The 25,716-nt window shown below is 58.1% G+C and carries 26 protein-coding genes and 1 other RNA gene; 16 read left to right on the top strand and 11 right to left on the bottom strand.

What is annotated here, in order from left to right; all coding sequences use genetic code 11:
* Positions 1–124 precede the first annotated feature (124 nt).
* Positions 125–784: a ribose-5-phosphate isomerase RpiA gene (gene rpiA / locus HMPREF3142_RS23875; RefSeq protein ID WP_008806447.1), complete on the top strand. Its 660-nt coding sequence runs from the start codon at positions 125–127 to the stop codon at positions 782–784.
* 269 nt (positions 785–1,053) lie between these two features.
* Positions 1,054–2,286 carry a phosphoglycerate dehydrogenase gene (gene serA, locus HMPREF3142_RS23870; protein ID WP_008806446.1) on the top strand — a complete coding sequence of 411 codons (1,233 nt, stop codon included), beginning with the start codon at positions 1,054–1,056 and terminating at the stop codon, positions 2,284–2,286.
* Positions 2,287–2,369: 83 nt separating this feature from the next.
* Here the strand turns inward: serA and HMPREF3142_RS23865 are convergent, their stop codons facing one another.
* The 3 genes from HMPREF3142_RS23865 to zapA all read right to left on the bottom strand — a co-directional run bounded on the left by HMPREF3142_RS23865 (position 2,370) and on the right by zapA (position 3,619).
* On the bottom strand, positions 2,370–2,966 hold the full coding sequence (locus tag HMPREF3142_RS23865; RefSeq protein WP_012967234.1) for a 5-formyltetrahydrofolate cyclo-ligase: 597 nt from the start codon (positions 2,964–2,966) through the stop codon (positions 2,370–2,372).
* 99 nt (positions 2,967–3,065) lie between these two features.
* Positions 3,066–3,249: non-coding RNA, 6S RNA (ssrS, locus tag HMPREF3142_RS23860), on the bottom strand.
* Positions 3,250–3,289: 40 nt separating this feature from the next.
* On the bottom strand, positions 3,290–3,619 hold the full coding sequence (gene zapA / locus HMPREF3142_RS23855; RefSeq protein ID WP_004205298.1) for a cell division protein ZapA: 330 nt from the start codon (positions 3,617–3,619) through the stop codon (positions 3,290–3,292).
* A gap of 166 nt (positions 3,620–3,785) precedes the next feature.
* On the opposite strand from zapA, the gene HMPREF3142_RS23850 reads away from it, so the two are divergent.
* From HMPREF3142_RS23850 to HMPREF3142_RS23815, 8 genes are all read left to right on the top strand, one after another.
* Positions 3,786–4,364: a YecA/YgfB family protein gene (locus tag HMPREF3142_RS23850; RefSeq protein WP_008806444.1), complete on the top strand. Its 579-nt coding sequence runs from the start codon at positions 3,786–3,788 to the stop codon at positions 4,362–4,364.
* A gap of 23 nt (positions 4,365–4,387) precedes the next feature.
* Positions 4,388–5,704 (top strand): Xaa-Pro aminopeptidase, encoded by a 1,317-nt coding sequence (gene pepP / locus HMPREF3142_RS23845; RefSeq protein WP_070612790.1) that lies wholly within the window; start codon positions 4,388–4,390, stop codon positions 5,702–5,704.
* Positions 5,701–6,879 (top strand): 2-octaprenyl-6-methoxyphenyl hydroxylase, encoded by a 1,179-nt coding sequence (gene ubiH / locus HMPREF3142_RS23840; protein WP_008806442.1) that lies wholly within the window; start codon positions 5,701–5,703, stop codon positions 6,877–6,879. The genes pepP and ubiH overlap by 4 nt, the downstream gene beginning before the upstream one ends.
* Positions 6,880–6,889: 10 nt before the next feature.
* Complete coding sequence (ubiI, locus tag HMPREF3142_RS23835; protein WP_048964941.1) at positions 6,890–8,092, top strand: FAD-dependent 2-octaprenylphenol hydroxylase; 1,203 nt, start codon at positions 6,890–6,892, stop codon at positions 8,090–8,092.
* Between the two features lie 422 nt (positions 8,093–8,514).
* Positions 8,515–9,609, top strand: a complete 1,095-nt coding sequence (gene gcvT / locus HMPREF3142_RS23830) for a glycine cleavage system aminomethyltransferase GcvT (RefSeq protein ID WP_008806440.1) — start codon at positions 8,515–8,517, stop codon at positions 9,607–9,609.
* A gap of 24 nt (positions 9,610–9,633) precedes the next feature.
* Complete coding sequence (gene gcvH / locus HMPREF3142_RS23825) at positions 9,634–10,023, top strand: glycine cleavage system protein GcvH (protein WP_020077973.1); 390 nt, start codon at positions 9,634–9,636, stop codon at positions 10,021–10,023.
* Positions 10,024–10,230: 207 nt separating this feature from the next.
* Positions 10,231–13,104, top strand: a complete 2,874-nt coding sequence (gcvP, locus tag HMPREF3142_RS23820) for an aminomethyl-transferring glycine dehydrogenase (protein ID WP_012540583.1) — start codon at positions 10,231–10,233, stop codon at positions 13,102–13,104.
* A 60-nt stretch (positions 13,105–13,164) separates the two neighbouring features.
* A complete protein-coding gene (locus HMPREF3142_RS23815) occupies positions 13,165–13,908 on the top strand; it encodes an SDR family oxidoreductase (RefSeq protein WP_008806437.1) in 744 nt (247 codons plus the stop codon).
* Between the two features lie 231 nt (positions 13,909–14,139).
* On the opposite strand, the gene HMPREF3142_RS23810 is transcribed toward HMPREF3142_RS23815, so the two are convergent.
* The 6 genes from HMPREF3142_RS23810 to HMPREF3142_RS23785 all read right to left on the bottom strand — a co-directional run bounded on the left by HMPREF3142_RS23810 (position 14,140) and on the right by HMPREF3142_RS23785 (position 20,070).
* The gene (locus tag HMPREF3142_RS23810) at positions 14,140–14,643 is read right to left on the bottom strand and encodes a protein disulfide oxidoreductase (RefSeq protein WP_070612788.1); all 504 of its coding nucleotides are present in this window, start codon (positions 14,641–14,643) and stop codon (positions 14,140–14,142) included.
* Positions 14,633–15,244, bottom strand: a complete 612-nt coding sequence (locus HMPREF3142_RS23805) for a DsbA family protein (protein WP_060619867.1) — start codon at positions 15,242–15,244, stop codon at positions 14,633–14,635. Before HMPREF3142_RS23805 ends, HMPREF3142_RS23810 begins: the two co-directional genes overlap by 11 nt.
* Before the next feature lies 1 nt (position 15,245).
* On the bottom strand, positions 15,246–17,255 hold the full coding sequence (locus HMPREF3142_RS23800; protein ID WP_070612786.1) for a protein-disulfide reductase DsbD family protein: 2,010 nt from the start codon (positions 17,253–17,255) through the stop codon (positions 15,246–15,248).
* A 49-nt stretch (positions 17,256–17,304) separates the two neighbouring features.
* Positions 17,305–17,664 carry a hypothetical protein gene (locus tag HMPREF3142_RS23795; protein ID WP_012967243.1) on the bottom strand — a complete coding sequence of 120 codons (360 nt, stop codon included), beginning with the start codon at positions 17,662–17,664 and terminating at the stop codon, positions 17,305–17,307.
* A gap of 124 nt (positions 17,665–17,788) precedes the next feature.
* A complete protein-coding gene (gene bglA, locus HMPREF3142_RS23790) occupies positions 17,789–19,222 on the bottom strand; it encodes a 6-phospho-beta-glucosidase BglA (protein WP_038421785.1) in 1,434 nt (477 codons plus the stop codon).
* Positions 19,223–19,341: 119 nt separating this feature from the next.
* The gene (locus tag HMPREF3142_RS23785; RefSeq protein ID WP_012967245.1) at positions 19,342–20,070 is read right to left on the bottom strand and encodes a MurR/RpiR family transcriptional regulator; all 729 of its coding nucleotides are present in this window, start codon (positions 20,068–20,070) and stop codon (positions 19,342–19,344) included.
* Positions 20,071–20,120: 50 nt separating this feature from the next.
* On the opposite strand from HMPREF3142_RS23785, the gene yqfB reads away from it, so the two are divergent.
* Together yqfB and trhA are read left to right on the top strand one after the other, a co-directional pair.
* Positions 20,121–20,432 (top strand): N(4)-acetylcytidine aminohydrolase, encoded by a 312-nt coding sequence (gene yqfB / locus HMPREF3142_RS23780; RefSeq protein ID WP_008806430.1) that lies wholly within the window; start codon positions 20,121–20,123, stop codon positions 20,430–20,432.
* A 162-nt stretch (positions 20,433–20,594) separates the two neighbouring features.
* Positions 20,595–21,254, top strand: a complete 660-nt coding sequence (gene trhA / locus HMPREF3142_RS23775; RefSeq protein ID WP_008806429.1) for a PAQR family membrane homeostasis protein TrhA — start codon at positions 20,595–20,597, stop codon at positions 21,252–21,254.
* A gap of 311 nt (positions 21,255–21,565) precedes the next feature.
* Here the strand turns inward: trhA and ygfZ are convergent, their stop codons facing one another.
* Positions 21,566–22,549, bottom strand: a complete 984-nt coding sequence (gene ygfZ / locus HMPREF3142_RS23770; protein WP_012967246.1) for a tRNA-modifying protein YgfZ — start codon at positions 22,547–22,549, stop codon at positions 21,566–21,568.
* 245 nt (positions 22,550–22,794) lie between these two features.
* Between ygfZ and sdhE the strand changes: the two genes are divergently transcribed.
* Both sdhE and HMPREF3142_RS23760 read left to right on the top strand, forming a co-directional pair.
* Entirely contained in the window at positions 22,795–23,061 is a 267-nt protein-coding gene (sdhE, locus tag HMPREF3142_RS23765; protein ID WP_002916312.1) for an FAD assembly factor SdhE, read from the top strand.
* Positions 23,042–23,452, top strand: a complete 411-nt coding sequence (locus HMPREF3142_RS23760) for a protein YgfX (RefSeq protein ID WP_002916310.1) — start codon at positions 23,042–23,044, stop codon at positions 23,450–23,452. The genes sdhE and HMPREF3142_RS23760 overlap by 20 nt, the downstream gene beginning before the upstream one ends.
* Before the next feature lie 6 nt (positions 23,453–23,458).
* Here the strand turns inward: HMPREF3142_RS23760 and fldB are convergent, their stop codons facing one another.
* Positions 23,459–23,980, bottom strand: a complete 522-nt coding sequence (gene fldB / locus HMPREF3142_RS23755) for a flavodoxin FldB (RefSeq protein WP_008806427.1) — start codon at positions 23,978–23,980, stop codon at positions 23,459–23,461.
* Between the two features lie 100 nt (positions 23,981–24,080).
* Between fldB and xerD the strand changes: the two genes are divergently transcribed.
* Together xerD and dsbC are read left to right on the top strand one after the other, a co-directional pair.
* Entirely contained in the window at positions 24,081–24,977 is an 897-nt protein-coding gene (gene xerD / locus HMPREF3142_RS23750) for a site-specific tyrosine recombinase XerD (RefSeq protein ID WP_008806426.1), read from the top strand.
* Between the two features lie 22 nt (positions 24,978–24,999).
* A complete protein-coding gene (gene dsbC / locus HMPREF3142_RS23745; RefSeq protein WP_008806425.1) occupies positions 25,000–25,713 on the top strand; it encodes a bifunctional protein-disulfide isomerase/oxidoreductase DsbC in 714 nt (237 codons plus the stop codon).
* Positions 25,714–25,716: the final 3 nt, after the last annotated feature.

Below are 25,716 nucleotides of genomic sequence, written 5' to 3'. Positions count from 1 at the left end.
ACATAAATTTTTATTTGATACAGACGAAATTGGTCTGCTCAGTTGTGTGATCTGCATCGCAGGGACATTTCCACTGTCGATGTTCTATAATGCGCCACAGGCATTCACATCTCGGACCATAATTATGACGCAGGATGAACTGAAAAAAGCAGTAGGTTGGGCGGCGCTGCAATACGTACAGCCAGGGACCATTGTCGGCGTAGGCACCGGCTCGACGGCGGCCCATTTTATTGACGCGCTGGGCACGATGAAGGGGCAGATTGAAGGCGCGGTCTCCAGCTCCGATGCCTCTACCGAAAAGCTCAAAAGCCTCGGGATCCCCGTCTTCGATCTCAACAGCGTCGATCGCCTGGGGATCTATGTTGATGGCGCGGATGAGATCAACGGCCATATGCAAATGATCAAAGGCGGCGGCGCGGCGCTGACCCGTGAGAAGATCATCGCTTCGGTCGCCGATAAATTTATCTGCATCGCCGATGCCTCCAAGCAGGTTGATATTCTCGGCGCATTCCCGCTGCCGGTTGAAGTCATTCCGATGGCGCGCAGCGCCGTCGCGCGTCAACTGGTCAAGCTGGGCGGTCGTCCGGAGTACCGTCAGGGCGTGGTGACCGATAACGGCAACGTCATCCTGGACGTGCATGGCCTGGAAATTCTTGATGCTGTCGCGCTGGAGAATGCCATCAACGGCATCCCTGGCGTCGTGACCGTAGGGCTGTTCGCCAACCGCGGGGCCGACGTGGCACTGATCGGTACGGCCGATGGCGTGAAAACCATCGTAAAATAGTCTGTCCGCAGGGAGCCAGTCGGCTCCCTCGCAAATATTTTTTCACCTGGTGCAATTTGGTGACTTCTGTCACATTTATGCAACCATTCTGATTAACACGCTACCATTAATCTTCTTTCTGGTGTTTTGTCCTGTCATTTCCCTCTGGATGACATTTCTTCAGGACGGCGACGCAAACGTTCATATTGCCGCGATAGTTTTTTTTGATATGTTGCTGAGACGAACTTTCGTTCAGCACGACATCAGTTAAGACAAAACAGGACGGGGAAATGGCTAAGGTATCACTGGAAAAAGACAAGATTAAATTTCTGCTGGTTGAAGGTGTGCATCAAAAGGCAATCGATAGCCTTCGCGCAGCAGGTTACACCAACATTGAATTTCATAAAGGCGCGCTGGACTCCGAACAGCTGAAAGCGTCGATCCGTGATGCCCATTTCATCGGCCTGCGTTCCCGTACCCATCTGACTGAAGAGATTTTCGCCGCGGCGGAAAAACTGGTTGCCGTGGGTTGCTTCTGCATCGGTACCAACCAGGTCGATCTGAACGCCGCCGCGAAGCGCGGTATTCCGGTGTTTAACGCGCCATTCTCGAATACCCGTTCGGTGGCCGAGCTGGTCATCGGTGAGCTGCTGCTGCTGCTGCGCGGCGTGCCGGAAGCCAACGCCAAGGCGCATCGCGGCGTATGGAATAAGCTGGCGGTCGGCAGCTTTGAAGCGCGCGGCAAGAAACTGGGGATTATCGGTTACGGCCATATCGGTACCCAGCTCGGCATTCTGGCGGAATCGCTGGGGATGCATGTCTTCTTCTATGATATTGAAAATAAACTGCCGCTCGGCAACGCCACCCAGGTTCAGCATCTCTCCGACCTGCTGAACATGAGCGATGTGGTCAGCCTGCACGTTCCGGAAAACGCCTCCACCAAAAACATGATGGGTGCGGAAGAGCTGGCGCTGATGAAGCCGGGCGCGCTGCTGATCAACGCCTCCCGCGGTACCGTGGTGGATATTCCGGCGCTATGCGATGCGCTGGCGAGTAAGCATCTGGCCGGGGCGGCTATCGACGTCTTCCCGACAGAACCCGCCACCAACAGCGACCCCTTCACTTCGCCACTGTGCGAGTTTGATAACGTGATCCTGACTCCGCATATCGGCGGTTCGACCCAGGAAGCGCAGGAGAACATCGGTCTGGAAGTGGCTGGCAAGCTGGCGAAGTACTCTGACAACGGGTCAACCCTGTCGGCAGTTAACTTCCCGGAAGTTTCTCTGCCGCTGCATGGCGGCCGCCGTCTGCTGCATATCCATGAGAACCGGCCGGGCGTCCTGACCGCCATCAACCAGATCTTCGCCGCGCAGAGCATCAACATTGCCGCGCAGTATCTGCAAACGTCGCCGCAGATGGGCTACGTGGTTATTGATATTGAAGCGGAAGAAGATGTTGCCCAGCAGGCGCTGCAGGCAATGAAAGCGATCCCGGGGACTATCCGCGCCCGTCTGCTGTTCTAATTATTTTTGCCTCTCGGGCAGGTCGCGTACCTGCCCGTTTTTTTGTTAATACTTTCCAGGCTGAAATTCTCGTCCTCGCGTACCTACCAACTCCAGGTTTTTCCCGGGGTGATCACCGCTGGTAACGGGATATCCCACTCTTCGCTTGGCAGGCTATCCACCTGCTGGCAGTCGTGCGCGTAGCCTACCGGCTGCAGGCGATACTGCTGCCAGTTTTGCAGCGTCCGGTCGTAAAAACCGCCGCCCATTCCCAGCCGTTGGCCACTGACATCGAAGGCCACCAGCGGGGTCACCAGCACATCGAGTTCAGCGAGCGGCAGCACGTCCCGCACATCGAGCTTCGGTTCGCGGATTTTCAGGCGATTCACTATCAGTTGGCTCTGTGGATGGTAGTGTAAAAACAACAGGTTTCCGGGGCTAAACGGATGCAGCACCGGGAGATACACCCGTTTGCCGGCGCGCCAGAGCTGGTCGATCAGCGGCTGGGTGTCCAGCTCGCCGTCAAAGGAGAGGAACAGCGCCACGGTATGAGCGAGTACGACCGGCGGCCAGGCCATCATCCGCTCGGCGGCCTGTTGGGCAAACAGGCGCTGTTGCTCCGGGCTGAGCGCGCGGCGACGCTCGCGGATCTGCTGGCGAATATGCTGTCTGGAGAGCGGGATATCAGGCTGTAGGGTCATACAGGTCTCATTACGAGCAAGCGAAACAGTACGAGGAAGTGTAATACAGGGCGGCAGCAGCCGAAAACAGGAGTGTTGGGATAATGCGAACTAAAGAAGGGAATCTCCGAGATGCCGCCGCAGGCTGTAACCCTTGAACCCTTGGTTCAAGGTGAATGTGTCGTCACAGTTTTAAGGCTTCTCGGACGAACCGAGCATGCTCACCAACCGTGGAGCGCCACATTCTTGTGGTATGAAATATCGGCTCAGGGGACTGGCCCGCTTGCAAACATCTCAGAGAAATTTTGTTCTGGAATTACTCTAACACAGTTAACTGCAAAGTGTTATTCAAACTTTGACCCTGGTCTTTCGCTTATGCGACCTTGCTCAAGCAATGCCTGTTCAATGGTCTGCTGAAGCATCCGAATGCGCTGCTCCATGCTCGAAGCGTAGTCGCGGGTCTTCGCTTTTTCCTGAGTCAACTCATAGCTGATGTTCAACGCGGCGATGAAGACCAACTGCTCAGTATTTGTGACTCTAGTGCGTTCTTTTAAATCTTGCAACCGCTGATTAAGGTCTTCAGCTGCCTGATTCAGGGCATCCCTTTGTTCAGGCGGGCAATTCACTCGCAGTGAACGGCCGAAAATTTGGAGATCTACGGGTTGTGCAGACATGCCACCTTCCTGCTGATTGACTGCGCTGCCTTCACATCCGAGCCTGGGTCTGCGAAGGGGCGACACTATAGCTACCCTGGTGCAGGGATACAAGCCCTTTTCTGGTTCACCAGGGTCCAAAGTGGTAGCATATCATGAATATTCCTCCCAACGATGACGAATGCGCATGTCTATACAGAACGAAATGCCTGGTTACAACGATGTAGACCAGTTACTGAACCAACAAGGGGTCGGCCTCACCCCAGCCGAAATGCACGGTTTGATCAGCGGATTGCTGTGCGGCGGCAACACGGACAGCAGCTGGCTGCCGCTGGTGCACGACCTGACCAACGAAGGGCTCGCCTTTGGTCATGAACTGGCCCAGGCGCTGCGTAACATGCATTCCGCCATCAGCGATTCACTGGATGACGACGGTTTCCTCTTTCAACTGTATCTACCGGAAGGCGATGCGGTAAGCGTCTTCGACCGCGCCGACGCTCTCGCCGGTTGGGTCAACCATTTCCTGCTCGGCCTTGGCGTCAGCCAACCGAAGCTGGATAAAGTGAAAGACGAGACCGGGGAAGCGATTGACGATCTGCGTAATATTGCCCAGTTGGGCTACGATGAAGACGAAGATCAGGAAGAGCTGGAGATGTCTCTGGAGGAGATTATCGAGTATGTCCGCGTTGCCGCACTGCTGTGCCACGACACTTTTTCTCGTCAGCAGCCAACCGCACCGGAAGTCCGCAAACCGACATTACACTAACTAAAATTCGTTCAGGGGGCGTCATGACTCAGCAGGAATTTCTCTCGCGTCGCCAGGCGCTGCTGGCGCAGATGCAGCCAGGCAGCGCGGCGCTGATTTTCGCCGCACCGGAAGCGGTGCGTAGCGCAGATTCGGAATATCCCTACCGGCAGAACAGCGATTTTTGGTACTTCACCGGCTTCAACGAACCGGAAGCGCTGCTGGTGTTGATTAAAAGCGATGAAACGCACAATCATAGCGTGCTGTTTAACCGGGTTCGCGATCTGACCGCTGAGATCTGGTTCGGTCGCCGTCTGGGTCAGGATGCCGCGCCGGCGAAGCTCGGTGTGGATCGTGCGCTGGCGTTTAGCGAAATCAACCAGCAGCTGTATCAGCTGCTCAACGGCCTGGATGCTATCTACTTCGCCCAGGGCGAATATGCCTATGCCGATGAGATTGTGTTTAACGCCCTCGAAAAACTGCGCAAAGGCTCGCGCCAGAATCTGCAGGCGCCAAACTCGGTCATCGACTGGCGGCCCATCGTGCATGAGATGCGCCTGTTTAAATCTGCGGAAGAGCTGGCAGTGATGCGCCGCGCCGGCGAAATTTCCGCCCTTGCCCATACCCGGGCGATGGAAAAATGTCGCCCTGGCATATTCGAGTATCAGCTGGAAGGCGAAATTCTCCATGAATTCAACCGCCACGGCGCGCGTTTCCCGTCCTATAACACCATCGTTGGCGGCGGCGAAAACGGCTGCATTCTGCACTACACCGAAAACGAATCCGAGCTGCGCGATGGCGATTTAGTGCTGATTGACGCCGGCTGCGAATACCGCGGCTATGCGGGCGATATCACCCGCACCTTCCCGGTTAACGGTAAATTCAGCAAACCGCAGCGTGAAATCTACGACATCGTGCTGGAGTCGCTGGAAACCGCGCTGGAGCTTTATCGTCCGGGCACTTCGATCTATCAGGTTAACCAGGAAGTGGTGCGCATTATGGTTACCGGCCTGGTGCGGCTGGGGATCCTGAAAGGCGAGATTGACGAGCTCATCGCCAATAACGCCCACCGTCCGTACTTTATGCATGGCCTGAGCCACTGGCTGGGGCTGGATGTGCACGATGTCGGTAACTACGACACCGACCGTTCGCGCATACTGGAGCCGGGAATGGTGCTGACCGTCGAGCCGGGGTTATATATCTCCACCGATGCCGACGTGCCGGCCCAATATCGCGGCATCGGCATTCGTATTGAAGATGACATCGTCATTACCGAAGACGGCAACGAAAATCTCACCGCCAGCGTGGTGAAGAAGGCGGATGAGATCGAGGCGCTGATGGCGGCGGCGCGCCAGTCATGAGCGTGCTGATCGTCGGCGGCGGGATGACCGGGGCGACGCTCGCGCTGGCCATCTCCCGTTTGACCGGCGGCGCCCTGCCGGTCCATCTGATTGAGGCGCAGGATCCGCATTCGTCACGCCATCCCGGTTTTGACGATCGGGCAATTGCCCTGGCGGCCGGTACCTGCCAGCAGCTGGCGCGCATTGGTATCTGGCAGACCCTGGCTAAACGAGCGACGCCCATCCAGCGGGTCCACGTCAGCGACCGTGGTCACGCTGGTTTTGTGAACCTGGCGGCGGCCGATTACGGCTTGTCGGCGCTGGGGCAGGTAGTTGAACTCCACGATGTCGGCCAGCGGCTGTTTAGCCTGCTGCGCGAGGCGCCGGGCGTCACCCTGCACTGTCCGGCGAAAGTGGAAGCGGTCAGCCGCCGCGAGGAGAGCGTCAGCCTTACGCTTGAGGGCGGCGAAATCATCAACGGTAAGCTGCTGGTGGCGGCGGACGGTTCCCGTTCGTCGCTGGGCGCTCACTGCGGCATCAGCTGGCAGCAGCAGCCGTATGAGCAGATAGCGATCATTGCTAACGTTAGCACTGCGTTGCCGCACGAAGGCCGCGCCTTCGAGCGCTTTACCGAGCATGGTCCGCTGGCGATGCTGCCGATGTCGCAAGGGCGCTGTTCGCTGGTGTGGTGCCATCCGCAGTCGCGGCGCGACGAGGTACAGAGCTGGTCTGACGAACATTTTTGTCAGGCGTTACAGCAGGCATTCGGCTGGCGGCTGGGGCGTATTACCCATGCCGGTAAGCGCAGCGTCTATCCGTTAGCCTTAACCACCGCCACCCGTGCGGTGTCGCATCGCCTGGCGCTGGTCGGTAATGCGGCGCAGACGCTGCATCCGATCGCCGGGCAGGGCTTTAACCTCGGCCTGCGCGACGTGATGAGCCTGGCGGAGATGCTTGCCGATGCGCATGTGGCCCGCGACGATGTGGGCGATTATTCCCTGCTGTGCCGCTACCAGGCACGGCGGGCAGGTGATAAAGCCGCCACTATCGGTGTCACCGATGGGCTGGTGCATCTGTTTGCCAACCGTTGGGCGCCGCTGGTGGCGGGGCGCAACGTCGGTCTGATGGCCATGGACTTATTTACCCCGGCGCGCGATGCGCTGGCGCAGCGTACCCTCGGTTGGGTTCCCCGTTAAGGAGTAAAACGTGCAAAGTGTTGATGTTGCCATTGTTGGCGGTGGAATGGTGGGACTGGCGGTAGCCTGCGGTTTACAGGGCAGCGGCCTGCGCGTCGCGGTGCTGGAGAAAGCAGCGCCGCAGCCTCTGGCCGCCGATGCGCCGCCGGCGCTGCGCGTTTCGGCGATCAATGCCGCCAGCGAAAAGTTGCTGACTAAGCTGGATGTCTGGCGCGAGATCGTCGCCCAGCGCGCCAGCTGCTATCACGGTATGGAAGTGTGGGACAAAGACAGCTTCGGCCGCATTAGCTTCGATGACCAGAGTATGGGCTTTAGCCATCTGGGCCATATTATTGAAAATGCCGTGGTGCATCACGCATTGTGGCAGAAAGCGCAGCGCTGCGCTGACGTCACCCTGCTGGCGCCTGCGGAACTACAGCAGGTGGCGTGGGGTGAAAACGAAGCCTTTCTCAGCCTGCAGGGCGGCAGCATGTTGACCGCGAGGTTGGTGGTGGGCGCTGATGGCGCGAATTCATGGCTGCGTAATAAGGCCGATATTCCGCTGACCTTCTGGGATTACCACCATCATGCGCTGGTGGCGACGATTCGCACCGCTGAGCCGCATCAGGCGGTGGCACGCCAGGCGTTCCATGGCGAGGGTATTCTGGCCTTCCTGCCGCTCAGCGATCCGCACCTGTGCTCGATCGTCTGGTCGCTATCGCCAGCCGAGGCGAAGCGGATGCAGGAGGCTGATGAAGCCACCTTCAACCAGGCGCTGAATATCGCCTTCGATAATTGCCTCGGCCTCTGCCAGCTGGCAAGCGAACGTGAAGTCTTCCCGCTGACCGGCCGCTATGCCCGTCAGTTCGCCGCCCATCGTCTGGCGCTGGTTGGCGATGCCGCGCATACCATCCACCCGCTGGCCGGGCAGGGGGTGAACCTTGGCTTTATGGACGCCGCCGAGCTTATCGACGAGTTGAGGCGCCTGCATGCGCAGGGGAAAGATATCGGCCAGCATTTGTACCTGCGCCGCTATGAGCGCAGCCGCAAACACAGCGCCGCGCTGATGCTGGCGGGTATGCAGGGATTCCGCGAAATGTTCTCAGGCAGCCATCCGGCGAAGAAATTCCTCCGCGACATGGGGCTCAAACTGGCCGATTCGCTGCCTGGCGTAAAACCGCAGTTGATTCGTCAGGCGATGGGCCTCAACGATCTCCCCGCCTGGTTACGTTAACCCCGTCACACTTCTTTTACCCGGCCTGCGTGCCGGGTTTTCTCCCTCATTTGAAATATTCTAATTTCACCTCTTTTTTCGCATTAGTTTTATTAATGCGCTCTTTTTTTTGTTAAAGAAATTAGGCCCGTAAAATCGCATAAAACACCATCATTGCCTTATCGATGAAAGCTTAATGTTAATTTTATGTGGCATAAATCGCTTTTTTCCAGTCAATAACTCTGTAGGCTTTTCGGCGGATTTTAGTCATAAGCTAATGTGATGCCCTGAATGAGCTTATGGTTTAGCGCCGGGTTCGGTGGTAAGTTCAGGCAAAAGAGAACGTTTGCGTCGGCGTCCGTCAGCGGTGCCGTCGCCGAATTTCGTGGCGCAAAATCGCCGACAATCTCGTGGCTGGTTCCGTTTTATTCGATGAGGAAAAGATGGCTCAACAGACTCCGTTGTATGAACAACACACGCTATGCGGCGCTCGCATGGTGGATTTCCATGGCTGGATGATGCCGCTGCATTACGGATCCCAGATTGATGAGCACCATGCGGTGCGCGGCGATGCAGGGATGTTCGATGTGTCGCATATGACCATCGTCGATTTCCACGGCAGCCGGATCCGCGAGTTCTTGCGCTATTTGCTGGCCAACGATGTGGCGAAGCTGACCACCCCAGGCAAAGCGCTCTACACGGGAATGCTTACCGCCTCCGCCGGCGTCATCGATGACCTGATTGTCTATTTCCTTTCTGAAGATTATTTCCGCCTCGTTGTTAACTCCGCCACCCGCGAAAAAGACCTCGCCTGGATCTCCGAGCAAGCTGAACCTTACGGCCTTGAAATTACCGTTCGCGACGATCTGTCGCTGATCGCGGTGCAGGGCCCCCAGGCGAAAGCGAAGGCGGCGACGCTGTTTACTGATGCGCAGCGTCAGGCCGTGGAAGGCATGAAGCCGTTCTTTGGCGTGCAGTCCGGCGACCTGTTTATCGCCACCACCGGTTATACCGGCGAAGCGGGCTATGAAATTGCGATGCCGAACGAGCAGGCCGCTGATTTCTGGCGCGGTCTGCTGGATGCCGGCGTTAAGCCGTGCGGTCTCGGCGCGCGTGACACCCTACGCCTGGAGGCCGGGATGAACCTGTATGGCCAGGAGATGGACGAAGGCGTCTCCCCGCTGGCGGCGAATATGGGCTGGACTATCGCCTGGGAGCCCGCCGATCGTAACTTTATCGGTCGCGAAGCGCTGGAGATGCAGCGCGAAAAAGGCACCGAGCAACTGGTTGGCCTGGTGATGACCGAGAAAGGCGTCCTGCGCGGCGGCCTGCCGGTCCGTTTTACCGATAGCGACGGTAATCAAAAAGAAGGCATTATCACCAGCGGCACCTTCTCGCCGACCCTGGGCTACAGCATCGCGCTGGCTCGCGTACCGGCCGGGATTGGCGACACCGCGGTGGTGCAAATTCGTAACCGTGAAATGCCGGTAAAAGTGACTAAACCTGGTTTTGTACGCAATGGCAAAGCCATTGTGTGATTTCCCTTTTTTGGAGATGAATTGATGAGCAACGTACCAGCAGAACTGAAATACAGCAAAGAACACGAATGGCTGCGTAAAGAAGCGGACGGCACCTATACCGTCGGGATCACCGAGCATGCGCAGGAGCTGCTGGGCGACATGGTTTTCGTTGACCTGCCGGAAGTGGGCGCCACCGTTGAAGCGGGCGCTGATTGCGCCGTTGCTGAATCCGTGAAAGCGGCTTCTGATATCTACGCGCCGATTAGCGGTGAAATCGTTGCCGTCAACGAAGAGCTGAACGACTCGCCGGAACTGGTCAACAGCGACCCGTACAGCGACGGCTGGATCTTCAAAATTAAAGCCAGCGACGAAGCGCAGGTTGCCGCGCTGCTGGATGCCGCCGCGTATGAAGCTTTACTGGAAGACGAATAAATACGCTTCATCCTTCACGCTGCAGGGGTGTTGGCTTCCTGGCTCCCCCCCGGTCACTTACTTTTGTAAGCTCCCGGGGAGTCGCTGTGTCGCCGCCTTCCTGCAACGCGAATGATTTTGCGTATTCTGGCCCGGTAAGCATCAGCGCTTGCCGGGCAAACCAGTCAGACAATCACGATTCACCGCACGTTTCAGGAACCATCGCTCATGACTCAGACTTTAAGTCAGCTTGAAAACCGCGACGCCTTTATTGAACGTCACATTGGCCCGGACGCTCAGCAGCAGCAAGAGATGCTGAAGACCGTCGGCGCGGATTCGCTTAACGCCCTGATTGGCCAGATTGTGCCGCAGGATATCCAGCTGGCGACCCCACCGCAGGTGGGCGACGCGACTACCGAATTCGCCGCGCTGGCGGAGCTGAAGGCGATTGCCGGTCGCAACAAGCGCTTCAAGTCTTACATCGGCATGGGCTACACCGCCGTGCAGCTGCCGCCGGTCATTCAGCGCAACATGCTGGAAAACCCGGGCTGGTATACCGCCTATACCCCTTACCAGCCGGAAGTCTCCCAGGGCCGTCTGGAATCGCTGCTCAACTTCCAGCAGGTCACGCTGGATCTGACCGGGCTGGATATCGCTTCCGCTTCGCTGCTCGATGAAGCCACCGCCGCCGCCGAAGCGATGGCGATGGCCAAACGCGTCAGTAAACTGAAGAACGCCAACCGTTTCTTCGTTGCCGCCGATGTCCATCCGCAAACCCTGGACGTGGTGCGCACCCGTGCGGAAACTTTCGGCTTCGACGTGATCGTCGATGACGCCGACAAAGTGCTCGATCACCAGGATGTCTTTGGCGTGCTGCTGCAGCAGGTGGGCACCACCGGTGAAATCCACGATTACAGCAAACTGATCGCCGAGCTGAAAGCGCGCAAAGTGATTGTCAGCGTCGCCGCCGACTTTATGGCGCTGGTGCTGCTGACGGCGCCGGGCAAGCAGGGCGCGGATATTGTCTTCGGTTCCGCCCAACGCTTCGGCGTGCCGATGGGCTATGGCGGCCCGCACGCGGCCTTCTTCGCGGCGAAAGATGAATTCAAACGCTCCATGCCGGGCCGGATTATCGGCGTATCGAAAGATGCGGCGGGTAATACCGCGCTGCGCATGGCGATGCAGACTCGCGAGCAGCATATCCGCCGCGAGAAAGCGAACTCCAACATTTGTACCTCGCAGGTTCTGCTGGCCAACATCGCCAGCCTCTACGCGGTATTCCACGGCCCGGCGGGCCTGAAACGTATCGCTGGCCGCATTCATCGCCTGACCGATATTCTGGCCGACGGCCTGCAGAAGAAAGGGCTGAAGCTGCGTCATGCGCACTACTTCGATACCCTGTGCGTCGAAGTGGCGGATAAAGCTGCGGTGCTGGCGCGTGCCGAAGCGCTGCAGATTAACCTGCGTAGCGATATTCACGGCGCGGTTGGCATTACGCTCGATGAAGCGACCACCCGCGAAGATGTGCTGAACCTGTTCCGCGCCATCGTCGGCGACGATCACGGTCTGGATATCGATACCCTGGATAAAGACGTGGCGCTGGATAGCCGTTCGATCCCGGCGGCGATGCTGCGCGACGATGCGATCCTCACCCATCCGGTGTTTAACCGCTACCATAGCGAAACCGAGATGATGCGCTACATGCATGCGCTGGAGCGTAAAGATCTGGCGCTGAACCAGGCGATGATCCCGCTGGGCTCCTGCACCATGAAACTGAACGCCGCGGCGGAGATGATCCCGATCACCTGGCCGGAATTTGCCGAGCTGCACCCGTTCTGTCCGGTCGAGCAGGCGGAAGGTTATCATCAGATGATCGCCCAGCTTTCTGACTGGCTGGTGAAACTGACCGGCTATGACGCCGTCTGTATGCAGCCGAACTCCGGCGCGCAGGGCGAGTATGCTGGCCTGCTGGCGATTCGCCACTATCACGAAAGCCGCAACGAAGGCCATCGCGATATCTGCCTGATCCCAAGCTCCGCGCACGGCACCAACCCGGCTTCCGCGCAGATGGCGGGTATGCAGGTCGTGGTCGTTGCCTGCGACAAAAACGGCAACATCGATCTTGCCGACCTGCGTGAAAAAGCAGAGCAGGCAGGGGCGAATCTCTCCTGCATCATGGTCACCTATCCGTCAACCCACGGCGTGTATGAAGAGACCATCCGTGAAGTGTGCGAGATCGTGCACCAGTTCGGCGGTCAGGTTTATCTCGATGGCGCCAACATGAACGCCCAGGTCGGGATCACTTCTCCGGGCTTTATCGGCGCCGACGTTTCGCACCTCAACCTGCATAAAACCTTCTGCATTCCGCACGGCGGCGGCGGTCCAGGTATGGGCCCTATCGGTGTGAAAGCGCACCTGGCGCCGTTTGTACCGGGCCACAGCGTGGTACAGATTGAAGGTATGCTGACCCGTCAGGGCGCGGTTTCCGCCGCGCCGTTCGGCAGCGCTTCCATTCTGCCGATCAGCTGGATGTATATCCGCATGATGGGCGCGGAAGGCCTGAAGCAGGCGAGCCAGAACGCGATCCTTAACGCCAACTATATCGCTACCCGGCTGAAAGAGGCTTACCCGGTGCTCTATACCGGCCGCGATGGTCGCGTGGCGCACGAATGTATTCTCGATATTCGTCCGCTGAAAGAAGAGACCGGCATTAGCGAGCTGGATATTGCTAAACGCCTGATCGACTTTGGTTTCCATGCGCCGACCATGTCCTTCCCGGTTGCCGGGACGCTGATGGTTGAGCCGACAGAATCGGAAAGCAAGGTAGAGCTGGACCGCTTTATTGACGCCATGCTGGCGATCCGCGCGGAAATCGACCGCGTCAAAGCCGGTGAATGGCCGCTGGAAGACAACCCGCTGGTGAACGCGCCGCACACCCAGGGTGAGCTGGTGAGCGAGTGGAACCATCCGTACAGCCGCGAGCTGGCGGTATTCCCGGCTGGGTTGCACAACAAGTACTGGCCGACGGTGAAACGTCTGGATGATGTCTACGGCGACCGCAACCTGTTCTGCTCCTGCGTGCCGATGAGCGAATACCAGTAAGTGGTGAATTAGCTAAACTTTTAAAGGCGCTGCGGCGCCTTTATTTTTTGGAGGGAAGGTATGGCGATAGCTCTGATTAGCGGCGCGAGCCGCGGCATAGGCCGGGCGACGGCGCTGCTGCTGGCGCAGGAAGGGTATACCGTCGCGGTTAATTATCATCACAACATTAACGCCGCCACCGAAGTGGTCAATACCATTGTTGAATCTGGCGGCAAAGCCACGGCGCTGCGGGCGGATATCAGCGATGAAGCGCAGGTGATGGCGATGTTTGAGGCGGTTGACCGCATGGGCGAACCGTTGACGGCATTGGTCAACAATGCCGGGATCCTGTTTACCCAATGTACGGTGGAGAGCCTGAGCGCCGAGCGTATTAACCGCGTGCTGGCCACCAACGTCACCGGCTACTTCCTCTGTTGTCGTGAGGCGGTAAAGCGCATGGCGCATCGGCATGGCGGCAAGGGCGGGGCGATAGTTAACGTGTCGTCGGCGGCCTCGCGCCTTGGCGCGCCGGGCGAGTACGTTGACTATGCCGCGTCGAAAGGGGCGGTAGATACCCTGACCACCGGGCTGGCGCTGGAAGTGGCGGCGCAAGGGATCCGGGTGAACGGCGTGCGTCCGGGGCTGATTTATACCGAGATGCATGCTTCCGGCGGCGAACCGGGACGCGTGGACCGGGTAAAAAATTCGCTGCCGATGCAGCGCGGCGGCCAGCCGGAAGAGGTCGCTCAGGCCATTGCCTGGCTGCTGAGCGACAAAGCGTCGTATGTGACGGGCAGTTTTCTTGAACTGGCGGGCGGTAAATAACCCATAGATGTCTATTGCCCGGCGGCGCTGCGCTTGCCGGGCCTACAGGGTAACCTTCCCGGATGGCGGCTACGCCTTATCCGGGCTACCCAACGATGCGTACCCGTAGCCCGGCTGAGCGCAGCGCGAGCCGGGTAACCTTCCCGCATGCGGCTACGCCTTATCCGGGCTACCCAACGATGCCTACCCGTAGCCCGGCTAAGCGCAGCGCGAGCCGGGGAAACCGACGGTCTACCAGGAGGCCAGCCACAGCCTCAGGCGCATTCCCCAACCGCTGGTCCAGCCGGTGGTAACCGACTTCACCTCGCCTTGAGAAATGACCACCAGCGTTGGCGTTACCCGAATGTCCCACTGCCGCGCCAGTTGGCCGCTCGGGTCATTCACCGTCGGCAGCGTCATTTTCTTCCTGGTCAGCCACTTCTCCAGCGCGGCGTTATCGCCGGAACGCAGGGCTACCGTCAGCACATTGCCGCCGTCGGCGGCAAGTGATGCCACCGACGGCGTGGTATAGCGACAGACTCCGCACCAGGTCGCCCAGACGTACAGCAGCAGCGGCTTTTGCTGGCTCATGGCGTTCAGATCCAGCGTCCTGCCGTCGAGTCTCTGCAGCGATGTGGCGCTGACGTTTTGCGGCAGCGCGGGCTGGCGAAAATAATCCACCGCCAGGCTCACCGCCGCGCCAATCAGCAGCCACACCGCCAGCTCGCGCAGCCAGCGCCTGATTTTACTGGCCACGGGCTTTCGCCAGCTGCTCTTTCACCAGGCCCTCCAGGTCTTCAGCAGGGATCGCGCCGGCCACCATCTGATCGCCGATGATGGTCGCCGGGGTGCCCTGAATATTCAGCACCTGCGACAAAATCAGGCTCATCTTCAGCGAATCCATGGTCTTGTCATCAATATTCACGCTATCGGTGGCGGTTTTCTTCTGCGCGGCGGCGATACTGGTGTCATCGTGATAGCCTTTTTTTGCCATCAGCCGCTGATGCAGCGCCCAGAACTTATCGGGCTGTTGACGCCAGGTGGAGAGCGCGGCTTTAGCGGCATTCACCGAACTCTGCCCTTTAAACGGCAGCAGCTTAACGATGAGCTGAATATCCGGATTATCGTGGACGATTTTTTCCAGCATCGGATCAAACTGTTTGCAGTAAGGACAGTTGTAATCGGTAAACGAGACGATTATGAGTTTTGGCTCTTTCGCGCCGGTACGCGGGCTGTTCGGATCGTTAAACAGCAGCTGGGCTAACTGGTCATTACCGTTCGATTGTGGTTCTTCCGCCGGTGCGGCGAAGCTGAAGGCCGATACGCACAGCAGTAATAAGGCGGTGATAGCTCTCATGTTATTTTCCTTTAGCGGCGGACAGGGTGGCGAGAAGTTGTTCGCGGTCTAACAGCGCAGGCAGAATTTGTCCCTGCGGCAATCCCGGTCCGTAAATCTGGTTAAACGGCACCGCGGCGCTGCCGCGTGCGGTTAAAAACTGACTAATGTCAGCGGAGGGGCGGCTCCAGTCGCCGCGTAAGGCGACCACGTCTGGCGCTGATAGCGCCTGCTGGATGTCGTCGCGCAGCAGCACGTTGTATTTATTGGCTTTACAGGTCACGCACCAGTCGGCGGTGACATCAATAAATACCCGTTTATGCTCCGCAAGGGCGTTAGCGATAGCCTGCTCGCTGAGCGGCTGCCAGTTAACCCGGTCTCGGCGCGGGCCCTGGCCGTCCTGTTGTGTGACAAAGGCGACGGCGCCCGCCACCACGATGGCCAGAGCGCCCGCGCGCAGCGCCGTACGCCAGCGGTAGCGCCAGGCGGTGGCCAGGAGCAGGACGATGGCCAGAATCACCAGCAGGGTAAGCACCGGCGTACGGCCGATGTGGATCGTCAGCAGGCTAACCAGCCATAGCGCTGAACCAAGCATCATTAGCCCCAACACCACGCGCAGATGATTCATCCAGAGGCCTGGACGTGGAAGTCGTTGCGCCAGCCCCGGCCAGGCGACAATAAGCAGCCACGGCAGGCTCATGCCGATCCCCATGGCGAAGAAAATCCCCCACAGCAGCGGCAACGGCGCCACCAGCGCTACCGACACGGCGGTACCGAGGAACGGCGCGGTACAGGGCGTCGCCAGCAGGGTGGCGAAGGCGCCCTGCCAAAAATGGCCCATCAAGCCGTTGCCGCCGCGGGTGGCGAGGAAGGTACTGGCGCTGGAGGAGAGACGGATTTCGAATAGTCCCAATAAACTGGCGCTGAACAGCACCATCACCAGTGCCATCGCGCCGATAAACCACGGGTTCTGGAACTGGATCCCCCAGCCGAGCGCCTGATTACCTAAGCGTAGCGCGGTCATCATCAGCGCCAGCGCCAGGAAGGAGACGACGATCCCGCATACCGAGGCGAGGAACTGCCGCCGCACCGCGCCGCGTTCACGACGTTCGGTTTGCACCAATGAGCCGAGTTTCATCGCCAGCACCGGCAGCACGCAAGGCATGACGTTGAGAATAAGCCCGCCGGCCAGCGCCATCAGCAGCACCCAGCCTAACGCCAGCCCCGGCGCGGTACTGCCGGCGGCGATGGCGATTTGGCTTTCCTGCGCCGGGCCGCTATCGGCCAGCACCAGCGACAGCGTTTTGCCGCTCAGATCCGGCGCCGCTTCGCCCCAGCTATCGGTGACCGGTACGGTGGCGGTTAACGTATCGCCGCGGCTGGTAAAACTCGGCGTGCCGAAATCGACATCCTCCATGCTGTCGATAAACAGCGCTGGCTGCTGCCAGCCGGCATCGCGGCGGGCGGTTACCGTCAGCTTTCCGCTGACGTAGCTGGCGCTAAGCGCCGAGGTGAGACCGTCGCGCAGGGGCAGCGTGCCCATCGCGCGGGTGAAATCGTAATTAAATTGCTCCCCCGCCGGAGCCGTCATATCCAGCGAAAAGGGGTAGTCAGTGAGAATGCAGACATTGCTGCAGGTAGAGAGCGTCAGGACGCCGCTAAGCGTCGGCGGTATTTTCCCGCGCAGGGTCATCGGGAAGCTGACGTCGCCGTGATACCCCTGAGTGGAAATACCCGCGACGTCGAAGCGCTGCGGCGTCGGCCAGCGCCAGTTAACCTCCAGCGGCGTGTGCCAGGCGATAGCTGGCGCGATGCCGCCTTCGCCCGGCGAACGCCAGTAGGTTTTCCAGCCCTTTCCCAGCGCTACGTCTAAAAGCAGGCGGGTGTCGCCATTGCTTCCGCTTTGCGCCCGCAGGCGCACGCTGGCGTGTTGATTGTCGGCGACGCGCAGCCAGCCGCTATCGGCGGCCTGGCTGACGGGCAGCCATAGCCAAAGCAGGCAGACCAGCAGTCGCCTGAATACCATAAACATAAATTTTCTCCGTAAGTAATAAATTAACCTGAGCTGTCAGGAGAATTAATCACTCACGGAAGACGCATAATCGCAGATGCACCCGCAATCGGGGTGGGGAGATAACGCGGGGAGGCCACTGGCGTTCGATACGCGGCGGGATCGCCGCCAGCACCGCCAGCAGCAGAGTGATAGCCAACAGCGCCCCTTCAAACAGCATCGGCGGAACGGCCATCAGCGACTTGGCGCTGAGCTCGCACGGCGTGACCGGCGCCTCGGCCTTATCCGGGTTTTGCTGTAGCGACGGGCTGTCGGCGGTGAGGTTCATGACCAGCGCGTGCATCCCGGCCATCCGCTGGGCGGTGCAGGTCAGCACCACCAGACAGGCCAGGAGGACAAAAAGAATGGCTTTGCGTTGTCGCTTAATCATGATCGCCTCAAATATTCACGCGGCCTATCTTATCGGGCGAACGCGTTTTGGCAATGGTAAAGCTGTAAAGAAGTGTCTGGCGGATAAGTGATTTGCCCCCTCCCGGCCGGGAGAGGGCGGTCAGTTACAGATTCTCACCGTTGCTGGCGATAACCGCTTTGTACCAGTTAAAGCTCTTCTTGCGCGAGCGGGACATGTCGCCGGTGCCGTCATCGTGTTTATTGACGTAGATGAAGCCGTAGCGTTTGCTGTACTGCCCGGTAGTGAAGGAGACGCAGTCGATGCAGCCCCATGGGGTATAGCCCATCAGATCGACGCCGTCATAAGTCACCGCTTTGATCATCTCTTCGACGTGGGCGCGCAGATAATCGATGCGGTAGTCATCGTTGATGCTGCCGTCGGCTTCGACTTTGTCGTAGGCGCCGAAGCCGTTTTCCACGATAAACAGCGGCTTCTGGTAGCGCTCATACAGTTCGCACAGGGCGTAGCGCAGGCCAACCGGGTCAATCTGCCAGCCCCAGTCGGAGGCTTTGACGTGCGGGTTCGGCACGCTGCCTTCGAAACCGGAAATGGCATCGCCGGTGCCGCCCTCAGCTTTCACCGCGTTGGTCATGTAGTAGCTGAAGCCGAGATAGGCGCAGGTGCCTTCGCGCAGGATCTGCGTGTCGCCGTCTTCCATTTTGATGTTGAAGCCACGGCGTTCCCATTCATTCAACACATAGCTCGGGTAGTAACCGCGCAACTGGACATCGGTAAAGACGTAGCGTTCGCGCATCGACTCCTGGGCGAACATGACATCTTCCGGTTTGCAGGAATAAGGGTAGAGGGCGACCATCGCCAGCATGCAGCCGACCTGCATTTCCGGGTTGATACGACGGGCCGCTTTCACCGCCAGTGCGCTGGCGACGAACTGGTGATGCAGCACCTGGTACATGGTCTCTTCCGGATTTTCATGCTCGGTATAGACCACGCCGGAACAGCAGTAGCCGAACAGCGGCGCGCGCCAGTTGCGCTGGTTATTGATCTCGTTGAAGGTCATCCAGTATTTCACTTTGTGCTTATAGCGCTCGAAGACCACTTCGGCGAAGCGTACAAAGAAATCGACCACTTTGCGGTTGGTCCAGCCGCCGTACTGCTGTACCAGATGCAGCGGCATTTCAAAGTGGGAAAGGGTGATCACCGGCTCGATGTTGTACTTCAGCAGTTCATCGAACATGTCATCGTAGAATTTCAGCCCTTCTTCATTCGGCTGAGTTTCGTCGCCCTGCGGGAAGATGCGGGTCCAGGCAATAGAGGTGCGGAAGCACTTGAAGCCCATCTCGGCGAACAGCTTGATGTCTTCTTTGTAGTGGCCGTAGAAATCGACCGCTTCATGATTAGGGTAATATTTACCCGCTTCGACCTGGTGGGTGATTTCGCGCGGTACGCCGTGCGCCCCGCCGGTCAGCACGTCGCAGATGCTCGGGCCTTTGCCGCCTTTATTCCAGCCGCCTTCAACCTGATGCGCGGCGACCGCGCCGCCCCACAAAAAGTCTTTGGGAAGAGTCAATTTTTTCATCTTTGCTAATCTCTCTGAATAACTATTGCGATTGAGTCTAGCAAAGCGAAATTGAATGTCACGATATAACAAATTCCGCTAAACGTAATATGTTACATCGAAAAAACAGGCTGTTATTTTTAGCTGATTTTGCGCGCTAATTTACGTCCCAGCGATTCAAGGATATAGATCACCGGAATTTGCGTTGTAATATCGTAGACGCCGCCGATGCGCGTCTGCGGCACGTGCCAGGAGAGATTGAAATCAGCCAGTTTCGCCAGTCGCGAATGCTCGTGGCTGGTAATCGACATCACCTTGCAGCGGTGCAGGCTGAACTGGCTGGCGAAGCGCAGGATCTCTTCGGTTTCGCCGGAGACGGAAAGCACGATCGCCAGCGCGTTACGGGCCATATCATTGGTTACCGGAAAATAGGGGTCGTCAATATGGTTGCTGAATTTACCGACGTTGGAAAAGAAGCGTGCGCCATATTTCGCCAGCGCGCCGGAGGTGCCGGCGCCGACGAAAATAATACGTTCCGAAGCGAGAATAATATCCACGGCCTGCTCGAGTAATTCATCGAATTCGTCATTATTGACGCTTTTAAAAAAGCTCATAATTTCGCTGGCGCCGATATTTGCCTGTTGAGGCTCATTCTGCTCAAGATATAATTTAAAGCGTACGCGAAATTCAGAGTAGCCCTCGCACTGCAGTTTGCGGCAGAAGCGCAACACGGTGGTGGTGGAGACCCCGGCGGCCTCGGCCAGTTCGCGGATGGTCATGTACATCACTTTGTCACGATTCTTAATGACATAGTGATAGACCATCATCTCAAGATTATTGAGACTGGCGACAGCGGCGTGGGAGAACATACTCACAGTGGCGAACTCACAATTCATAATGACCAGGACGGAATTATATCATGCAGGCCAATGACATTACCTTTTTTCAGCGTTTTCAGGAGGACATCCTTGCCGGGCGCAAAACGATTACTATCCGCGATGCGGCGGAATCGCATTTTAAACCGGGTGACGTCCTGCGCGTTGGGCGCTATGAAGATGACGGCTATTTTTGCACCATCGCCGTGACCGCCACCTCGACGGTGACGCTCGATACGCTAACTGAACAGCATGCTCAACAGGAGAATATGACCCTCGAACAACTGCGGCAGGTGATTAGGGAAATCTATCCTGCGGAAGATCGGTTTTATGTTATTGAATTCAAACGCCTTTAAATAAACCGGCACAGCTGTTAGTTGAAATAATCTTGTAACATTTTGATTTTAATGTATTTACAAATATACATCGTTTTATTTTAGCTAACAGGTGTTCACTGGAATCATTCTCAGTTACCCTAAGTGGGCAATGAAAGCGTTCTTGTTTTCACGGAGTCAAATATGGTGCGCAAACCATTAATCACTCAGGGATATTCTCTGGCAGAGGAAGTTGCCAACAGCATCAGCCACGGGATCGGGCTGGTGTTCGGTATTGTCGGCCTCGTGTTGCTGCTGGTGCAGGCGGTAGACACCAACGCCAGCGCGACGGCGATCACCAGCTACAGCCTGTACGGCGGCAGCATGATTATGCTGTTCCTCGCCTCTACGCTCTATCACGCGATCCCGCATCAGCGGGCGAAACAGTGGCTGAAAAAGTTCGACCACTGCGCTATCTACCTGCTGATTGCCGGGACCTACACGCCGTTTTTGCTGGTGGGGTTGAATTCACCGCTGGCAAAGGGGCTGATGATCGTCATCTGGAGCCTGGCCCTGCTGGGGATCCTGTTTAAGCTGACCATCGCGCACCGCTTTAAAATTCTGTCGCTGGTGACTTATCTGACCATGGGCTGGCTGTCGCTTATCGTGGTCTATCAGCTGGCAGTGAAGCTGGCGGTGGGCGGCGTAACGCTGCTGGCGGTCGGCGGGGTGGTGTACTCGCTGGGGGTTATCTTCTACGTCTGCAAACGTATTCCCTATAACCACGCTATCTGGCACGGCTTCGTGCTCGGCGGCAGCGTGTGTCACTTCCTGGCGATCTATCTGTACGTCGGCCAGTCCTGATAAACATTCCACGGTGGCGCTGCGCTTACCGTGGCTACGGTTATCTGCCGCCTGGAAATCCCACGGTGGCGCTGCGCTTACCGTGGCTACGATACTCTGCGGCCTGGAAATCCCACGGTGGCGCTGCGCTTACTGTGGCTACGGTTATCTGCGGCCTGGAAATCCCACGGTGGCGCTACGCTTACCGTGGCTACGATACTCTGCGGCCTGGAAATCCCACGGTGGCGCTGCGCTTACCGTGGCTACGGTATTTGCAGTCAAGTAGCCCGGCTGAGGCGCGAGCGCCGCAAGCCGGGAGTCATAACGCTTTATTACGCGTCTTCCAGTGAATAGGGCAGCGGTTCGATGCGCAGGCTGCCGGCATCGTCGCGCACGCGGAAGATGCTGTCCGGCTCCATATCGTTATTCATCACCACCTGCACCAGCAACTGGCCATCATCCAGCTGAACCGCCGCAAGCACCGTCCCGGTGCGGCGCCAGTTGTCGCCCATTTTCAGCTCCAGATCTTCCCCCGCTTCCGGCACCCGGCTGGCGGTCCCTGACAGCGTCCACAGCGCACGCTTATTGGCGCCGCGGAATTTCGCCCGCGCCACCATCTCCTGACCGGTGTAGCAGCCTTTCCTGAAGCTGATACCGCCCAGCGCCTGCAGGTTGGTCGCCTGCGGAATGAACTGCCCGCTGTTGGCGCTGTCGATAACCGGCAGACCGGCTTCAATATTCAGCGCCAGCCACTGCTGGCTGTTATTGAGCTGCGCTTCGCCGCGCAGCGCATCGGTAACGCGATTGGCGGTGTCGACATCAGTCACCAGCAGGAAGCGTTCACCTGGATGTTCAAACCACAGCAGGCTGGTGGCGCCTTCGCTGACCACCGGGGCGGCCGCGTCGGGCAGGGCAGCGAACAGCGGCGCCAGCGCGGCGCGCGCCTGGAAGCCGGCCACCCCCAACAGAACCAGATCGTCGTTGGCGGCGATGGTGACTTTAGAGAAGACGGCATATTTTTTCAGTTCGGTCAGCTGTACGTCGCGCAGGCTGCGGCGCTCGATCCATGCGAAGCCGCCGTCGCGGCGGAATACGCGCAGATTGCTCCACATCTTGCCTTTGGCGTCACAGTGGGCGGCAAGCAGATGCTGAGCATCGGTGAGATTGCTCACATCGGCGGTAATCTGCCCCTGCAGATATTTTTCGCTATCCGGCCCGCTAATCGTCGCCAGCGCCCAGTCATCCAGGGTCATCAGCGTTAACGGCAGACGAGCGGAAGAGGAAGGCTGACGCGGAGGAAAAGGTGTAAAAGCCATAGTCATATCCTGAATCGCTTAACGCAGTGTGTGTGACCAATGGTAAAAGAGCTATAGTGCATTGCAAGTGCTTTCAACAGGCCATTTGTGCGCTGGCGTGAGACAGTCGCCTGACGCAGGGAATCAATAAGCCCATCATTATTTTATGGTTTTTATGGAAGGATGCTCGCATTCAGCGATATTCCTGTAAAGTTACGGCAGAAAACGGGTTAAACTAACCTATATTTTGCTGCTGGAAGGTCAACATGGACATTAACAATAAAGCACGTATCCACTGGGCATGCCGCCGCGGGATGCGCGAACTCGACATCTCCATCATGCCGTTCTTTGAGTATGAGTACGATACCCTCAGCGACGCTGACAAACAGCTGTTCATTCGCCTGCTGGAAAATGACGATCCGGATCTGTTCAACTGGCTGATGAACCACGGCAAACCGGCCGATGCGGAGCTGCAGCGGATGGTAACCTTAATTCAGACACGGAATCGGGAACGTGGTCCTGTGGCAATCTGATCTCCGTATCTCCTGGCGCGCGCAGTGGTTTTCCCTGCTGCTCCACGGCGTTGTGGCGGCGCTGGTGCTGTTGGTTCCCTGGCCGCTAAGCTACACCCCGATCTGGCTGCTGCTGTTGTCGCTGGTAGTGTTTGACTGCGTGCGCAGCCAGCGGCGGATCCATGCCCGTCGCGGAGAGATAAAACTGCTCACCGATTCCCGTCTTCGCTGGCAAAACGCCGAATGGGAGATCCTCGGGACGCCGTGGGTCATCAATAGCGGTATGCTGCTGCGTTTACGCCATGTCGATACCCGGCGCGGGCAGCATCTGTGGCTGGCGGCGGATAGCATGGATGCCGGAGAATGGCGCGATCTGCGCCGGCTGGTGCTGCAAAAACCGGCGCAGGAGTAAGCGGCGTCAGGAGAAGTGTTCGGCCATTTCGCCGAGGATCTGCTCGCACCAGCTCTGGATGCGCTCGTCGCTCAGGTCGTACTGATTGGTTTCATCCAGCGCCAGGCCAACGAACAGTTGGCCATCGGCGATAACCGGTTTTGGGCTGGTGAACTCATAGCCTTCGGTTGGCCAGTAGCCGACAAACTTCACGCCTTTGGTCGCCAGCTTGTCGTGCAGCATGCCCAGTGCGTCAAGGAACCATTCGCCATAGCCCAGCTGATCGCCCATGCCGTACAGTGCGACGATTTTGCCTTCCAGGTCCAGGGTATCCAGTTGCTCCCAGACCGCCTCCCAGTCTTCCTGAATTTCGCCGAAATCCCAGGTCGGGATGCCGAGGATCAGTACGTCGTACTGGCTCATCAGCGCGGGGGAATCGTCTTTCAGATTGTGCAGCGTCACCAGCTCAGGGCCGATGATATCGCGGATTTTCTCCGCAGCCATTTCGGTATAGCAGGTACTGGAGCCGTAAAAAAGACCTATATTCATCGCGTAAACGTCTCAATTCTTGCCGTGAATTGCGCCCAGTGTACCAGAAAGGCGGCCTCTTAAGGCATAATGAGACCGTATAACGAACAAAGAGGCCGATGTGAAACAGGATCTGGCACAAATCGAACAGTTTCTCGATGCCCTTTGGCTGGAGCGGAATCTGGCGGAGAATACGCTCAGCGCTTACCGTCGCGATCTGACGATGTTAGTCGAGTGGCTGCACCATCGCGGCCTGTCGCTGGCCAGCGTCGGCAGCGACGATCTGCAGGCGCTGCTGGCTGAGCGGCAAACCGGCGGCTACAAAGCAACGAGCACCGCACGTCTGCTCAGCGCCGTGCGCCGGTTCTTCCAGCATCTGTACCGGGAAAAAATTCGCCCGGACGATCCCAGCGCGCTGCTGGCTTCGCCGAAGCTGCCGCAGCGGTTGCCGAAGGATCTCAGCGAGGCGCAGGTTGAACGTCTGCTGCAGGCGCCGCTGGTGGAGCAGCCGCTGGAGTTACGCGATAAGGCGATGCTGGAAGTGCTGTATGCCACCGGCCTGCGCGTCTCGGAACTGGTTGGCCTGACGATGAGCGATATCAGCCTGCGTCAGGGCGTGTTGCGGGTCATTGGTAAAGGCAACAAAGAACGGCTGGTGCCGCTGGGCGAAGAGGCGGTAATGTGGGTAGAAAATTACCTCGAATATGGACGCCCGTGGCTACTGAATGGCGTGGCGTCGGATGTCTTATTTCCCAGCCAGCGCGCACAGCAGATGACGCGTCAGACCTTCTGGCACCGCATTAAACACTATGCCGTCCTGGCGGGGATCGACAGCGCGAAACTCTCCCCGCACGTATTACGCCATGCCTTCGCCACGCATTTGCTCAATCACGGCGCCGACCTGCGCGTGGTGCAGATGCTGTTAGGACACAGCGATCTCTCCACCACGCAGATCTACACCCACGTGGCGACCGAGCGTCTGCGACAACTTCATCAACAGCACCACCCGCGGGCGTGAGTGCTGAACAAAAGGACTGAGTATGAAAAAAGGTTTATTGATGTTCACTCTGCTGGCAGCCTCGCTTTCCGGCGCGGCGCATGCCGATAGCGCGGCGATCAAACAGTCGCTGGCGAAGCTGGGTGTGCAGAGTACTGATATTCAACCGTCGCCGGTTTCCGGGATGAGCACGGTGCTGACCGACAGCGGCGTTCTGTACGTCACTGACGATGGCAAACACATCATCCAGGGGCCGATGTACGATGTGAGCGGCGCGCAGCCGGTCAACGTCACCAACCAGTTGCTGGTCGGTAAGCTGAACGCGCTGAGCAACGAGATGATTGTCTATAAAGCGCCGAAGGAGCAGCACGTCATCACCGTCTTCACCGATATCACCTGCGGCTACTGCCATAAACTGCACGAGCAGATGAGCGACTACAACGCGCTGGGCATCACCGTGCGCTATCTGGCCTTCCCGCGCCAGGGGCTGCAGAGCCAGGCCGAGCAGGACATGAAGGCCATCTGGTGTGCGAAAGATCGCAACAAAGCGCTGGATGACGCCATGAACGGCAAGGGCGTGCAGCCGGCAAGCTGCAATGTGGATATCGCCAAACATTACACCCTCGGCGTGCAGATGGGCGTCAACGGCACCCCGGCGATGGTTCTCAGCAACGGTATGGTGTTGCCGGGCTATCAGGGGCCGAAAGAGCTGAAAGCGTTCCTCGACGAGCATAAAAAACAGACAAGCGGTAACTGATTC

The sequence above is a fragment of the Klebsiella sp. HMSC16C06 genome, from assembly GCF_001808325.1.
Lineage (GTDB): Bacteria > Pseudomonadota > Gammaproteobacteria > Enterobacterales > Enterobacteriaceae > Klebsiella > Klebsiella variicola.
The sequence above is the reverse complement of the archived record's forward strand: the minus strand, read 5'-3'. Positions and strand labels throughout refer to the sequence as shown.